The sequence below is a fragment of the Chamaesiphon sp. VAR_48_metabat_403 genome (genome assembly GCF_031422475.1).
In the GTDB taxonomy this organism is placed as follows: domain Bacteria; phylum Cyanobacteriota; class Cyanobacteriia; order Cyanobacteriales; family Chamaesiphonaceae; genus Chamaesiphon.
On the sequence record NZ_JANPLS010000165.1, the window covers coordinates 1 to 13798 of the forward strand.

Genomic DNA, 13798 nt, shown 5'->3' on the forward strand with positions numbered 1-13798 from the left:
CGAACCAAAATCGGCGTTCGGGATCGATGTAAACTGTATTTGGACGTGTGCGTTCGCTCCATCCCGCCTGTGCTGTTATTTACTAACTATCTGGGTGGGTTGAGGGCGGGGTACTAGGGCGAAAAACGGTTTACCAGTCGAGAGACTGTACTGGAATAGAATAAAAAAGCGATCGCCGAATAGCTCTTGGATGTTGTGCGTGAGTGTTGCATAGGCTGTATCGGAATCAGTCCGCAATTTACCCCGACACAGCACCGCTTGGGGACGATACTCAATTTTTTCGAGGAAAAATACATTCCACGCAAAACAAGTCCTTAACATTGCCTCTTCGTGGGCTTCGATCGGTCGTGGGGTTGCGGTTAAAGCTTCATCCATTGTTGATTCTGAGTCATCAGATTCATTGGTGGGTAGCACTGGTTCGGCGACTGATTGACTCGTACCGATCGGTGCTGATGGTAAGCTAGGTTCGAGCGATCGCGATTTCGGTCTGCGCCAGTCGAGCAGTCGCCAATACAAAAACCAACACATCGAACAACCAACAATTAATACGGGTAACGGGGGCACTTGTTTACTCCAAGTAACTGTCGCCCCAGTCAATAATGGCGGAATCATCAGGATCGCCCACAATATCCATAGTGGTACGGCTGTCATCTGACTGACAGTTCGATCCAGAATAATATAGGTGAGTACGCCCGCTAAGATTAAGATGAATAGTAAAGACAACCACATGAATAAAATAATAATTAGTCGATCGAACTGAAACTATATTATTGCCACCGATTTGCTGAAGGCACTCTTCCTTTAGGCTTCGACTACGGCTGCGCTCTAAACTTTTGCAGACCTCACATTTTTATGTCGCTAGCATCAAATTTGCCACACCCATCATTGTCGGTTAAATCTCCTGCGCCTAAGCTGCCAACAGAGATTCTACCAGGTATTTTTGCTTTCCCTCCCAACCGCGATACATTAGGCGGTACTGCTTATCTAATCTTTACGAACGGTGGCAATCTGCTCGTGGATAGTCCCGCTTGGAACGATACCAATCGACAGTTTATAATCGATCGCAGCGGCATCAATTGGTTAGCAATTACCCATCGTGGCGGCATCGGACAGGCTGCGAAGATCGCCACGGCATTAAACTGTGCGGTAATTATTCAAGAACAAGAAGCTTATTTACTACCCGAACTAAAGGTAACTACTTTCCAGTCTAAATTTGATATTAACGATAGCATACACGCAATTTGGACTCCCGGACATTCTCCGGGATCGATGTGTATTTATTATGCAGATGGTGGGGGTGTATTATTTACAGGCAGACATTTATTACCAGATCGATCCGGTGCTGCTGTTCCGCTGCGGATTCCCAAAACTTTTCATTGGCCGCGCCAGCTTCGGAGTGTCGAGGCAATTTGGCAACAGTTCCCCGCACAACAACCGCTAGCACATATTTGTCCGGGCGCGAATGCTGGTTTATTGCGCGGTCGCGGCTCGATTGCGTTCCCGTGAGCCTCTCTGAAGGAGAATTGCGCTATGACAATTGGCTGTAAAGCTATACTACTTTAGCGATCGAGCCAATACCAGTCCCTAATTCTGCTAAAGTTAAGTAAGTGATATTCAATCGATTTTTTACTTTTATTTAAGGCAACAACTATGGACTTCGATTTTCGGCTGTTGATCGTGTTAGCACCTCTAGGAGCTGCTGCTGGTTGGGCGGTTTTTAATATTCTTCACGCTGCCATTAAACAAGCTCAAGAATATCTACGAGAAAGAAACTAGTAAACAAGATTTACTAGTTGTTGTAGGTAATGGCATGGTGCCATTCATGCCATCCCGATTGTCAAAAGCGCAATCTCGTACCTAGTTGATTGGCTATTAGCGGTTAAGCTACTTCTAATTGGTCGATGCGGAGCCAAATATTGGGTGTTGGCACTTGTCCGAATTTAACTAGCGCGTAGTCAGCTCGGATCTCTAACACCTCACCTTTGGTTTCAAATAAATATTTAGGAAACCTGGCATCGCTAGCTTTTGCTTCTAAGCTATTTGCCAGCATATTCGCGATCGCACGCACGGAATCCCCTTTTTTGACTGCCATAAATTACTACTCGGTACTGCGGGTCAATTATCAGAATACTAGGCTTTAGGCTTTAGGTGTTAGGTATTAGGCTTTAGGTATTAGATGTTAAGTCTGTGGCTGGAGATATTTTCGATCTCCAGATCTCAAAGCTTTGACAATACCTAAAGCCTAAAGTCTAAAGCCTAGCGTCTGCGACTACCGAATCCAGAACCAGAGCGACTGCGACCGCCACTGCCAAAGCTGCGGCTAGAACCGCCAGTAGAACGATTGTTATTGTAGGTAGATCGATTGGATTGACGGAGCGTACTGCTACCAAATCCCGAACCAGTAGAACGAGTACGCTCGACAGTACGATTGGTGTTAGTATTGGTACGATTTAAGTTGGTGCTGTTATTATTCAATCTTCCCGTCGTTCTTAATGTCGTCCGATTGACTACTGCTGGTGGCTGAGTATTATAGCGAGTTTGATAACTTTGAACGGCTTGACCGTAGTTGGTACCATAGCCGCCATAGCCTTGCATTCCACCGGAACTGTAGACAGGCGGTACATAATATTGTGGTTTAAACAGCATATTACCGATCGCTTGTCCGGCGAGCGAACCAGCGACAGAACCAGCAAAAGGTGTCCAGAAACTAGATTCGCGTTTGACTACAACAGTTTCTTTTTGTCCCGTTTGGGAATTGGTTTGTGCTTGGGTAACGTTATGGACGTATTCAATTTTAAAGTCTTCGGGCATGTGGAGCGAGACTTGACCTTTTTCGGACTTGAAATAAGCCTTCTCGCTAGCTTTGACTTCTTCACCTGTCAGTTGCGCCATTTGGAGATTGGTGGTGCGATAGACAGATGGGGTGCCAGCAGGCGTATTTAGCAGCATGAGGGTATATTCCCCATTTGCATCATTATAGGTGGCTTGCTGGACGGGATATTTGCCCTCAGCGATCGATTTTTGGCTGGTGTTATTACTAACAGCCGGACTTTGAACCGCAGTGCTCGACGGTCGATCTTGAGTCTGAGCCGACTTTTCGGTAGTTCCAGAGCCACAGGCTACGGAAGTTACCGATAAGGTCAAGGCCATAAAGATTATTACTAATCGACGTAACATATAAGCTGATTTCATGACTGTTGTATATTCCTATTTTAGCCAGTTCTCAGATCGATCGACAATCTTCAATTTCAACACAAAAAAGATCGAAGCTTGCAGCTCTAATGGCTGCATTTAATTCGATCGTACTCGATCGTCCGAGCATTAAAATACCCTATTAACCGATCGATTAGATCTGGTTAACCACATATCCAACATGGAACTATGCAAAAGTCAACTATTAGTTACTATTTACAACGGGATTAATTCGGGGAAATTTTGAAGAACTTGGTCGTCGGTAAGTTCGTCGCCGAAGCGTGCGGGCGAAAAATGGATGTAAATGGCGCGGAGACGTTCTTGATAATGTAAATTAATCAGCGATTTTAAAGCAATTCGGAGTGCTGACATATTGGATAAATCTGCTTCGATCGTCGGTTCTTCGCCTTCTAATGCTACAGTCAGCATCACGATTAAATTTCGGGTGGGTGGTAGCGTCAGTCGATCGTTAGGATTGCTACTTTCACTCGCATCTGGTTCGCTTAAATAGCGTCCGGCAGAATCGGTGAATAATTCATTCGCATAATCGCCAGCTCCACCTTCATCCCAGAATACATCACCTTCATTGGCTGCCGATCGCCAGTATGTATCGTATTGTAACAGGTTTTGGCAGATTTCTACCAATCCTTCGCCCACAATGGTCAAATCGCCATCGGCTTCGATCGCCTGTCTGCCAGCTTGATTTAAAATACCCAGTAGTGGTGAGACTTCGTCGCCACCGAGATGGATAAATATGCGGGATACGACAAATTGGGTTTTGCCTGTAAATTTATTGAATCGATCTCGTAAGCTCATATGTATGGTAAAGAATAGGGGATAGGATAGTGTTAAATAGTGGATACCATTCACCATCTGGGGTTCGGAAAGTTTCGACATCATCGACAAACATCACCATCGACTCAGATTTACTGGTCATTACCAACCACTACCACACTTATTCTAAAACACGAATCCAACTCTACTCAGAGTCGCGATCGATATTTAACCTTTAGGAGCGATCTGAGGGCATAATAAATAAGCACCGATCCAGCCAGATCGTCTTTATCTTCATGCGATCGATCTTCGATCGAGATCCGATAGCTATGGCTACACTGGAACGCAATCAATTTATCGCCGCAGTCATTTTCGACCTTGATGGCGTGATTACCAACACCGTCTACTTCCATTATCTATCATGGCAGCGATTAGCCGACGAAGAGGGCATTCCTTTCGATCGGCAGATTCATGATGGGGGCATGTTAGGCTTAAATCGGGAGGATGCACTTAGCTATCTACTGGGAGATCGTCAGATTAGCGTGTGCCATCGACAATTATTATTAGATCGTAAAAATAATTACTATTTAGAATTAATTAACGAGTTAAATAATGAACATCTTTTGCCCGGTATTGGCAACTTATTAAAAGAATTACACGCGGCTAATATTAGAATTGCCTTAGGCTCGTCGAGCAAAAATGCCGAATTAGTGCTGCAACGGTTGGGAATCGAGCATTTTTTCGATTTTATTGCAGATGGTAATAGCGTCCCCAATCTCAAACCCGCTCCCGATGTATTTTTATATGCGGCTGCATCTTTAGGCGTTCCTCCTTCGCGTTGTTTGGTTGTTGAAGATGCGCCAGCAGGTGTCGCCGCAGGTTTAGCAGCTCAGATGTGGGTGTTGGGCGTTGGGCCTTACCAACGATTGGTAGGATCGCATTTAATCTTGCCTACCTTAGCAGAGTTTGGCTGGCACGATCTTCTAGCAAAGCTCGACTGCGATCGAAATTCGCTCAAACAACCAGTCTCGACAGAATCAATTTAGGGTTTGATTTTCCCTTTCATAACCTATTCATCGCACCATTAAACCCGCCCCCCACAATCCCCACACTTCCCCCCTCAATTTGAGCAACACCCAATTTAGTTTTTAGGTGGAGCGATATTAATTAGTGGTAATGTGCCAGTTCCACCTATGACAGTGGGAAACTTGCCATCCCATTTCTCGATCGCTTGTTTTTGCAATAATTCTTTGTTTAAACTTTGCTTTAAGAGTCTTTGTGCTTCGGCAGTACCTTTGGCACGATTGACTTCGGCTTCGGCTTCTTTAGACGCTTTTAAGGCTTCATAATCGGCTTTTTTAGCCTCCTGCTCGGCAATTTGTTTTTGTTCGATCGATTTGGTAAATTCTGGAGAAAAGCCAATATTAATCAGCGAGACATCATCGACTTGCAATCCATATTTTGCTAATCTAGGCTTGAGGCTACGCTCGATTTCTTCTTTCAAACTACTACGTTGCTTGAGGATTTCCTCAGCATTGCGTTGAGGAGTAGCAGCTTTAAGAACTTCCGAAATTGCTGGAATAATAATAGTTTCTCTCACCTGACGATCGTCGCCGACTTGCTGATAAACCCGATTGACTTTATTCGCCTCTATATGCCAATTGACTGATGCCTTTACATCTAATATTTGTAAGTCTTTCGTACCGACTTTAACATCAACATCAGTTTTCTTGACTCGGACGCTCATCTTTTTGATACTAGTATAAACTGGTAAAACTGGGTGAAATCCTTCAGACAGAATTTGGTCTTGAACTTCACCAAAGTGCATAATTACCCCACGTTCTCCAGCATTAATCACAGTGAACGGTTTAAATAAGATGGCTACTATCAGAAAAACTAAAGCACCACCGCCGTATAAATATAAGGATGGTTGAGCTTGTCGGATATTCATAGCTAGATTACCTGTACGATTTAACGATACTGGTTACTTGGGAGAGCTTTTCTAGATTATGTAAAATATCGTCAAAATCTTTTTGGGTAATGGCTGCGAGCTAGATAATATTTAAATATTTCGATCGCATTGCATCTATTTTAGCAATGAGCGGAGCGGATAAATAATGTTGGTATGGGGGATAGACAGGTAATCGCGGACGTAATTCCCACCCAGCACTAGTAAGTAACGCGCTCAATGTTGTTAATTCTAAATGATGATAGTCAGGATTTACTTCATCTTTAGGAACGATGCCGCCTAAATCTCTGGCTCCGGCTGTCAGACAAGCTAATAATAGATCGGGATTGGGAATGAGATTGGGTGGAATTTGGATGGTAATATCTAGAGGTAATATTTGTCTGGCTAATCTAATTACTTGGGGTAATTTGGTAATATCGAAACCCAACCCCCTTAAATTTTCTTGACTGCCAGGACTATATGGTTGTAGGATAACCTCCTGAATGTGTCCCCATCGATCGTGAAGATTAGATATCGCTTGTAAGCTAACTTCCCAATCGGATGTCGATTCGCCAATACCTAATAATAACCCAGTCGTAAACGGAATTTTTAATTTACCAGCCCAATCGAGTTGTTCGAGTCTTAATGCAGGTAATTTACTCGGTGCGTGGCGATGTACCCCTTGAAGCAAAGACAGATCGAGAGCTTCTAGCATCAGTCCCATCGAAACATTAACTCGTGCTAATTTCTCCATTTCTAGAAAGCTTAAAGGGCCGACATTTGTATGTGGTAGGAACCCTAGTTCTAGAGCTAGCTCACACAGATTGTAAATGCGATCGAGCCAAGCCTGTCGGCGGGAAGACTGGGGATGAACTTCACCACTTAAAATCAATATTTCACAGATATTTTTAGTTTGAAGATTGGTAAGGATTTGGCTCAATCGATCGATCGTCATCCATTTATCCATTCCAGGATCGACCCGAAAATTGCAATAGCTACACCGATTAAAACACTCATAAGTCGGTACGATCGTATATGCCGGACTATATGTAATAATTTGCATCATTCAAATCTACTCCTCACTCCTTACTCCTTACTCCCCCGGCGGTTGTCCATAACGAACGCGATTATATTCTTCTACCAATCTACTTTCTGCTACAGCTTTTTGTTCTTGGACTAATAGATTACCAAATTCCACCAACCGAGCGAAGGTGAAGTATGGTTTCGGAAAAGTTGGCTTAATTCCATTAGCCGGATTGACAACTTCCATCGCCACTCTTTCTAAGCCTACCTGCCCGATAAATTCTCGAATTTGTTCGTCATAGATGCGCGCGCGCATTGCTGCAAAAAAATCAACCGCTTGCTGGGGAAATCGATCGACTAAACTAATAATTTCACGTTCGGAAATATTGTCTGGGGCAAAAACACCGCTAACAATGCCAATTTTATCCTCGCGCGTCGGTACCCAAAAAAACTTTTCCATCCGTCCATCTCGGACTAGTGGCGCATACAAGGTCGATAAATCGTTCCCAGTTAAAATAATCGGAATTCGCGGTAAAGGCGTTGAATCGTAACTACCAGGTAGCTGTACATTCGTGGGATTATCAGCAATATTCATCAACGTGGCATTGACCAACTGCGTATTCACCGTGTACTGCGTACCCTGGTCGAATCTCCCCGCACCAGCATCGATATCATTAATGACCAATACCGCCATTCTGCCCCGCACCTTGATGATTTCAGCGGCTTCGCGATACCGCAACCGAATCAATCGCGCCGAATCACCTGCATCGGGACTCTCTAATTCCCCCGCCGAAATGTGGATTGCTTCCACCTTCATCCGATCGAATACCAATTCGCACTGAAAAGTTTTTCCCTCGCCTTTACGCCCGTGTACGCCCAAAATCAGCGGCACTTTGACACCTGGCAGATCGAGATAATTTTTGGTGATATGGACGGCTAATTTATCCAGGAAAGCAGGTGCGATGTAGTAATTCATGAGGAAGTGGATAGGGGATAGTAACTCGTGATTTAGAGTTTAACGCGCAATGCGCGTCAGGAAGCCGCTAAACCACAATTTTGAGATTGCAACTAATTTAGACTATCCACCATCCACCATTCACTATTCACTATCCACTATCGATCGCCATTTCCTGGTATCGTAAGGATGAGAAAATTTGAGTTGAGAAAATAAACTAACATGGGGACGACTTACCAGCGGGTATTGCTCAAACTGAGTGGTGAAGCCCTAATGGGCGATCTTGGCTATGGCATCGATCCGACAATCGTGCAAGCTATCGCCCAAGAAGTATCCGAAGTCGTCGCCACTGGCGTTCAAGTCGCCATCGTTGTCGGTGGTGGAAATATTTTTCGTGGGGTTAAAGCTTCAGCCAAAGGCATGGATCGAGCGACGGCTGACTATGTAGGGATGATTGCGACTGTAATGAATGCAATTACGCTTCAAGATGCGTTAGAACAAAAAGGGGTACCTACCAGGGTACAAACCGCTATCGCGATGCAGGAAGTCGCCGAACCATATATCCGAAGACGGGCGATTCGCCATCTGGAAAAAGGTCGAGTAGTAGTGTTTGGAGCTGGTTCTGGCAATCCATTCTTTACCACCGATACCGCCGCTGCGCTGCGAGCTGCTGAAATCGATGCTAATGTGATTTTTAAGGCTACCAAAGTCGATGGGGTTTATGATTCCGATCCGCATGTCAATCCAGATGCCAAACGGTTTAAGAGTTTGACTTTTAAGCACGTTCTCGATCGAGACTTACGAGTGATGGATAGTACGGCAATTGCGATGTGTCGTGAGAATAATATTCCCATTATCGTCTTCAATTTATTTGAACGGGGAAATATTCAGCGAGTGGTAGCGGGTGAAACAATTGGTACTTATGTAGGAGGTTCTTGTGAAATTTGCTGATGTTGAAGGTCATATGCAGAAAGCGGTTGAGTCAGTCAGCCGTTCGTTTAATACAATTCGGACTGGCAGAGCTAGTGCAAGTTTGCTCGATCGAGTCACGATCGATTATTATGGTACGCCCACGCCATTAAAATCGCTGGCAAATATCGGTACTCCCGATTCGACCACGATTACCATTCAACCATTCGATCGCGGTAGTATGAGTACGATCGAGAAAGCAATTTCGCTATCGGATATCGGTTTGACTCCCAATAACGATGGTTCGACAATCCGCCTAAATATTCCACCGCTGACTGGCGAACGCCGCAAGGAATTTGTCAAGCAAGCGGGTAAATATGCCGAAGAAGGCAAAATCTCAATTCGCAATATCCGGCGCGATGCGATCGATTTTGTTAAAAAGCAAGAGAAAGCTAGCGAAATTTCTGAAGATGAGTCCAAAGATGTGCAGGATAAAATTCAGAAATTAACCGATAAGTACGGCACAAAAGTCGAACAGGTATTAGCGGAGAAAGAAAAAGATATTATGACCGTTTAATTTCATCGATCTCGATTGGATATAAATGGTAGTTAATGCCCATAATTTATGTTCGATCGAGGTCGATATTCATAATTTTTAAATCAGTATCGAACCGAGATGGATAGAATATCCATCATCCTACTGACACATCTAAATATCTATCCATGCCGATCGAACGATCGATAAATAATTGCTTATGAAAATAAAAGTAATTGAAAACTTTGACGGCAGTTTTATTCTCGATCCGCAGGCTCAATCCATTTTATTTGGCTTGTTAACTGGCGAGAAATTTCTTCAGCAAGTCGCAGAGCAGGCTAATTGTCAATCTCTTACTTTTATCGAAATCTTATTTCAACCAGTACCATACAGTCCCGCTACTCCCAAAGGAATGCCAGCAGAAATCGAGCAATACCATCAATCTTCAGAGCATTTAATTATTAATGTACCGCCTAATTTTATGTTTGCTGCCAAGATTTTTCAACCGAGTCGGCTCTGTGCGATCTATCAGAAACACACCTAGATTTTAACCTATCGATCGTCAATTATGTCATCGACTACCGATCTACCAAGTCTTGAAAGCTTGGAGTTTTTACTATATATCAATGATGTCGGCGAATTGCCCACAGCTCTGCAAAGTCAAGTTGGTATTTATGCAATCTTTAATGCCGATAAAAGCTTGCAATTTGTGGGCTATTCGCGAGATATTTACTTGAGTCTCAAACAACATCTCGTCAGACAGCCAGATGATTGTTATTGGGTAAAAGCAACCACGATCGATCGACCGAATCGGACATTTCTCGAAAGCGTTCGATCGGCTTGGATTGAGGAAAATGGTAAAATCCCGATCGGAAATGGTGCAGCTAGTCCTCAATGGTTAGATCCGATTCCGACCAATTATGCCATGACAGCAGCCGAAAGCGACAGCTTTGACGATCTCGATGGCGTAGCTCAAATTAAACTGCTCAAGCAAGTCGCCAGACGGGTTGAGGAGACTATTTTAGCTAAACTCCAACAGCGCGGCGTTAGCACCGAAATTCGCTTCAATCCCAAGCTCAAGGAACAAGGGTTGCTGGATTTAAAGTAAAGCTTCGTTTGGGCACCACCTGGGGATGAATCCCCAGGCTAATAGTTCAAGTCCACTGCAGTGGACTGCTAGATTTTTAGTCCACTTCAGTAGACTTGAGCCACTAGCCCGCACTTCAGTCGCGGGCGGGTAAAGAACGCAGCTAAAAAATTATCCCTGAATTCTCAATTAATCTTACCGTTTGCCCTGCTTTTGACTGGCTTGGCGCACGAGATCGAGCGTTTTTTGATAGCTCACCATTTCCCCTTGCTGACGGAATAAATTAGCCCCGGTATTGAGATCGGCAATCGCACCGGATCGATCGCCCATCGCTAATTTGACAGCACCTCGGTTACTATAAGATTCAGCATCTTGTGGGTTGAGTGCGATCGCCCGATTGAAATCTGAAATTGCCCCCCGATTGTCGCCTGCATCGAATTTAGCCACCCCCCGATTATAGAAAACTAGCACATCTTTAGAACAGAGTGCGATCGCCCGATCGTAATCGGCAATTGCGCCTTGTTTATCTCCCATGCTAAATTTAGCCACCCCCCGATTGCCATAAGCTTCAGCATATTGTGAATTAACGGTAATGGCTCGATCGTAATCGGCAATTGCGCCCCGTGTATCCCCTTGTTGAAATTTCGCAGTTCCCAAGTTATTGTAATCTTCAGCCCGGTTGGGAATCGCGCTAGGAGTACTAGCCATTAGCATCACTGCGTTTGCTGGCGATGGTGGAATCGAGAGGGTAGACAGGAGGAGGGTGAGGAATAAAAAGGTGGCTTTCATCAGTGGCTGTGGATTGGGGGGTTAGGCTGGAAAAATTTTGACGATCGAGTACATTTCGCTGCTAAATTCAGGGTGAGGGTTTAAATCTCCACTCCAAAAGCTACTCAGTATTGATGCGATCGTCTAGCACCATCACTTTAGCAAAAAGAATTGGTGGAAGTTGTGAGGTTTAGGTTAATTCTTTCTGCTATATTCCCAAATCGGCAGCAATTCGATGAGCGCAAGCAAAACCCGAAAAGGCTACAGCATTCAAACCTTGCCCTGGGAAGGTACTATCGCCGACACAGTATAAGCCAGGAACTGAAGTCCGGTTGAAAGGCATGGTTAATAATCCTGGCAACTTCCGGCGGGGAATTGGCCCGTAACTGCCATCAGCACGCCCCAGAAAGCGTCTGTGGGTGCGCGGCGTACCAATTTCCATAAAATCTAAACCTATATTTAAGCCAGGAAAAATTCGCTCCAATCGATCTAGCATTACTCCCGCGCGCGCCTCTTTTTTCGCCTGATAATCGCTCGGACTCAAGCCTTGCCAATCACTCATCCAACTAGGTGTAAATGCATGAATAATCTGATGTCCCTCTGGTGCCAAACTCGGATCGAGTAAAGTGGGAATTGAGACAAAAATCGTCCCTTCTGGCTCTTCCATCTGCGTCCAATCTTCCAGTAGAACGTGGTGGCACTCGGTACCCGCAGGTAACACCGTCGCATCCACGCCCAAATGCAGGCTCAAGAAGGCTGGCGACTTCTGATACCGTTCTTGCCATTTACGCTCTTTAGCAGGCATATCAGCGGCTGGTAATAGCTGCTCGAAAGTGTCCCAACGGGTGGCGTTCGAGACGATTCTTTGAGCGTGATAAGTTTTGCCATTTGCCAATTCTACACCGACAGCTTTACCGCCTTCGGTGGTGATTTTCGTCACCCGCGATTGATAGTGAATTTCGCCACCAGTTTTTACCAATCCAGCGACTAATTTTTGGGCAATTTGTCCGACACCACCTTTAGGATAATTAATGCCCCCATAATGCCGATCCGAAAATACCATCCCCGCATTAATTGTCGGAGTCAGATCCGCAGGTACCACCGACCAAATATAACACTCGATATCAATAAACTTTAGTACTGCCGGATCTTGGATATATTTCCGCGCGATTTCCCCGACATTAGATGGTAAATATTTCACCAAACCCAGACAAGCCGCCGGATGTTGAAAAAATACCCGCGTCAGATATCGCAACTCTTCGAGCGATAACAAATCCATCTGATTCAGACAATTAAATACTTTCCAGCACTCATCATAAAATTGCCGAATCCCCTTCGCTTCATGGGGAAACTTGGCAATAACTTCTTGTAAAAACTGCTCGTAATCTTGGTGAACCTTGATATCTAAGCCATCAGGTAAATGATACTGCACCTGCACTCGATCGGGAATCGTTTCGATACTTTCGCCCACCGCCGCCAACGCGCGTGTCAATAAATTAGTCGTACCCTGCTTGCCAAACCCAAAAATCATCGAAGCACCAACATCGAATCGATATCCCTCGCGATCGAAATATCCCGCACTTCCACCCGGAATTAAGTACCGCTCTAATACTAAAACTTTCGCACCCTTAGCTGCTAACTGAGTCGCCGTCACCAATCCCCCAATTCCCGAACCAATAATAATTGCGTCATAAGTAATTGGTTGGCGGAACGTCTTATTTTGAGAATTGGTAATTGCACTCACAGTCATAAATGAATCTAAAAAGTTTAGAAAATTGTATCTTCATCAATTTTACCGCTTTTCCACAATAACCCAAACCCCCACACCAATTCTCACTATGAAAATTGAGACCGGATCCGATCGTGGTTTTTAAAAATAAAACTGCTGTAATCCGCATTCTATCGTTAACAATCGCCAAGATTGAAGCGATAAACTCGCGTCAGAGTTGCAAAATGAGAATTACTGAAACCCCATCGACTCATCAGTCTCGCGTTGTTAGTAGCCACCACCATTAGAATTAATGGTTTGTCCGGTAATCCATTGGGCATCATCCGTCGCCAGCCAGCCAATTAACCGAGCGGCATCTTCAGGTTGTCCCCATCGCCCCTGCGGGTTAGCGGCGCGAATGAACTCGTACAGTTCGGGTTCCGCCCAGGCGGTATCCGTTGCCCCAGGATTGACCGTATTGACGGTAATTCCTCTAGAAATTAGATGCGCTGATAAACTGAGGGTGAGTTGCTGGATGGCACCCTTAGAAGCAACGTAAGCCAGCTCTCCAGGCATTGGTGTGAGCTGTTGTCCTGAAGTTAGTAGAATCACTCGCCCCGAACCTTGGCGATGTTGTGCGGCGAAGGCTTGCACCAATAGTAATGTAGCCCGAACGTTGATGTGTAAATGACGATCGATTTCTGATGCCGTCAGTGCTTCTAAATCTCCCATCGTACTGTAGGTATGATTCGCCACCAAAATATCGACCTGCCCAAAACTATCAACTGCCGCCTTCATCACTCGATCGGGTGTGGTAGGATCGCTGAAATCTCCTTGAATATGGGCAATCCTGGTGCCAGATTCCTCAAGTGTAGCGATTAAGGCAGGTATCCCGTCAG

General features: G+C 44.8%; 16 protein-coding genes and 1 pseudogene. 7 read left to right on the forward strand and 10 right to left on the reverse strand.

The annotated features are described in order from the left end of the window. Positions 1-75: 75 nt before the first annotated feature. Positions 76-729: a hypothetical protein gene (locus RMO79_RS07910; protein WP_310482570.1), complete on the reverse strand. Its 654-nt coding sequence runs from the start codon at positions 727-729 to the stop codon at positions 76-78. Between the two features lie 123 nt (positions 730-852). Between RMO79_RS07910 and RMO79_RS07915 the strand changes: the two genes are divergently transcribed. After that, positions 853-1506: an MBL fold metallo-hydrolase gene (locus RMO79_RS07915; RefSeq protein ID WP_310482571.1), complete on the forward strand. Its 654-nt coding sequence runs from the start codon at positions 853-855 to the stop codon at positions 1504-1506. Between the two features lie 144 nt (positions 1507-1650). Further along, positions 1651-1776 carry a photosystem II protein Y gene (locus RMO79_RS07920; protein ID WP_310482572.1) on the forward strand — a complete coding sequence of 42 codons (126 nt, stop codon included), beginning with the start codon at positions 1651-1653 and terminating at the stop codon, positions 1774-1776. Between the two features lie 103 nt (positions 1777-1879). On the opposite strand, the gene RMO79_RS07925 is transcribed toward RMO79_RS07920, so the two are convergent. The 3 genes from RMO79_RS07925 to RMO79_RS07935 all read right to left on the reverse strand — a co-directional run bounded on the left by RMO79_RS07925 (position 1880) and on the right by RMO79_RS07935 (position 4008). Beyond that, positions 1880-2092 (reverse strand): NAD(P)H-quinone oxidoreductase subunit O, encoded by a 213-nt coding sequence (locus tag RMO79_RS07925; RefSeq protein ID WP_310482573.1) that lies wholly within the window; start codon positions 2090-2092, stop codon positions 1880-1882. A gap of 164 nt (positions 2093-2256) precedes the next feature. Continuing rightward, on the reverse strand, positions 2257-3192 hold the full coding sequence (locus RMO79_RS07930; RefSeq protein ID WP_310482574.1) for a hypothetical protein: 936 nt from the start codon (positions 3190-3192) through the stop codon (positions 2257-2259). 216 nt (positions 3193-3408) lie between these two features. Then, entirely contained in the window at positions 3409-4008 is a 600-nt protein-coding gene (locus RMO79_RS07935) for a DUF1517 domain-containing protein (protein WP_310482575.1), read from the reverse strand. Between the two features lie 287 nt (positions 4009-4295). On the opposite strand from RMO79_RS07935, the gene pgmB reads away from it, so the two are divergent. Continuing rightward, positions 4296-5012, forward strand: coding sequence for a beta-phosphoglucomutase (pgmB, locus tag RMO79_RS07940; RefSeq protein ID WP_310482576.1), 717 nt, complete (start codon positions 4296-4298; stop codon positions 5010-5012). Positions 5013-5107: 95 nt separating this feature from the next. Here pgmB and RMO79_RS07945 read toward each other — a convergent pair whose 3' ends face one another. From RMO79_RS07945 to RMO79_RS07955, 3 genes and pseudogenes are all read right to left on the reverse strand, one after another. Beyond that, a complete protein-coding gene (locus tag RMO79_RS07945) occupies positions 5108-5917 on the reverse strand; it encodes a prohibitin family protein (RefSeq protein WP_310482577.1) in 810 nt (269 codons plus the stop codon). 100 nt (positions 5918-6017) lie between these two features. Continuing rightward, positions 6018-6977, reverse strand: a complete 960-nt coding sequence (cofG, locus tag RMO79_RS07950; RefSeq protein ID WP_310482586.1) for a 7,8-didemethyl-8-hydroxy-5-deazariboflavin synthase subunit CofG — start codon at positions 6975-6977, stop codon at positions 6018-6020. A 45-nt stretch (positions 6978-7022) separates the two neighbouring features. Next, positions 7023-7913, reverse strand: a pseudogene (locus RMO79_RS07955) (AAA family ATPase); the annotation flags it as partial. 201 nt (positions 7914-8114) lie between these two features. Between RMO79_RS07955 and pyrH the strand changes: the two are divergent. The 4 genes from pyrH to RMO79_RS07975 all read left to right on the forward strand — a co-directional run bounded on the left by pyrH (position 8115) and on the right by RMO79_RS07975 (position 10444). After that, positions 8115-8843 carry a UMP kinase gene (gene pyrH / locus RMO79_RS07960; RefSeq protein WP_310482579.1) on the forward strand — a complete coding sequence of 243 codons (729 nt, stop codon included), beginning with the start codon at positions 8115-8117 and terminating at the stop codon, positions 8841-8843. Continuing rightward, positions 8830-9378 carry a ribosome recycling factor gene (gene frr, locus RMO79_RS07965; RefSeq protein ID WP_310482580.1) on the forward strand — a complete coding sequence of 183 codons (549 nt, stop codon included), beginning with the start codon at positions 8830-8832 and terminating at the stop codon, positions 9376-9378. The genes pyrH and frr overlap by 14 nt, the downstream gene beginning before the upstream one ends. A gap of 178 nt (positions 9379-9556) precedes the next feature. After that, positions 9557-9880 (forward strand): hypothetical protein, encoded by a 324-nt coding sequence (locus RMO79_RS07970; protein WP_310482581.1) that lies wholly within the window; start codon positions 9557-9559, stop codon positions 9878-9880. A gap of 24 nt (positions 9881-9904) precedes the next feature. Next, positions 9905-10444 (forward strand): GIY-YIG nuclease family protein, encoded by a 540-nt coding sequence (locus RMO79_RS07975; RefSeq protein ID WP_310482582.1) that lies wholly within the window; start codon positions 9905-9907, stop codon positions 10442-10444. 174 nt (positions 10445-10618) lie between these two features. On the opposite strand, the gene RMO79_RS07980 is transcribed toward RMO79_RS07975, so the two are convergent. From RMO79_RS07980 to RMO79_RS07990, 3 genes are all read right to left on the reverse strand, one after another. Next, positions 10619-11212, reverse strand: coding sequence for a tetratricopeptide repeat protein (locus RMO79_RS07980; RefSeq protein ID WP_310482583.1), 594 nt, complete (start codon positions 11210-11212; stop codon positions 10619-10621). 187 nt (positions 11213-11399) lie between these two features. After that, entirely contained in the window at positions 11400-12941 is a 1542-nt protein-coding gene (gene crtH / locus RMO79_RS07985) for a carotenoid isomerase (protein ID WP_310482584.1), read from the reverse strand. A gap of 246 nt (positions 12942-13187) precedes the next feature. Further along, positions 13188-13798: SDR family oxidoreductase (locus tag RMO79_RS07990; protein WP_310482585.1), on the reverse strand; the 611-nt coding region annotated here is incomplete at its 5' end.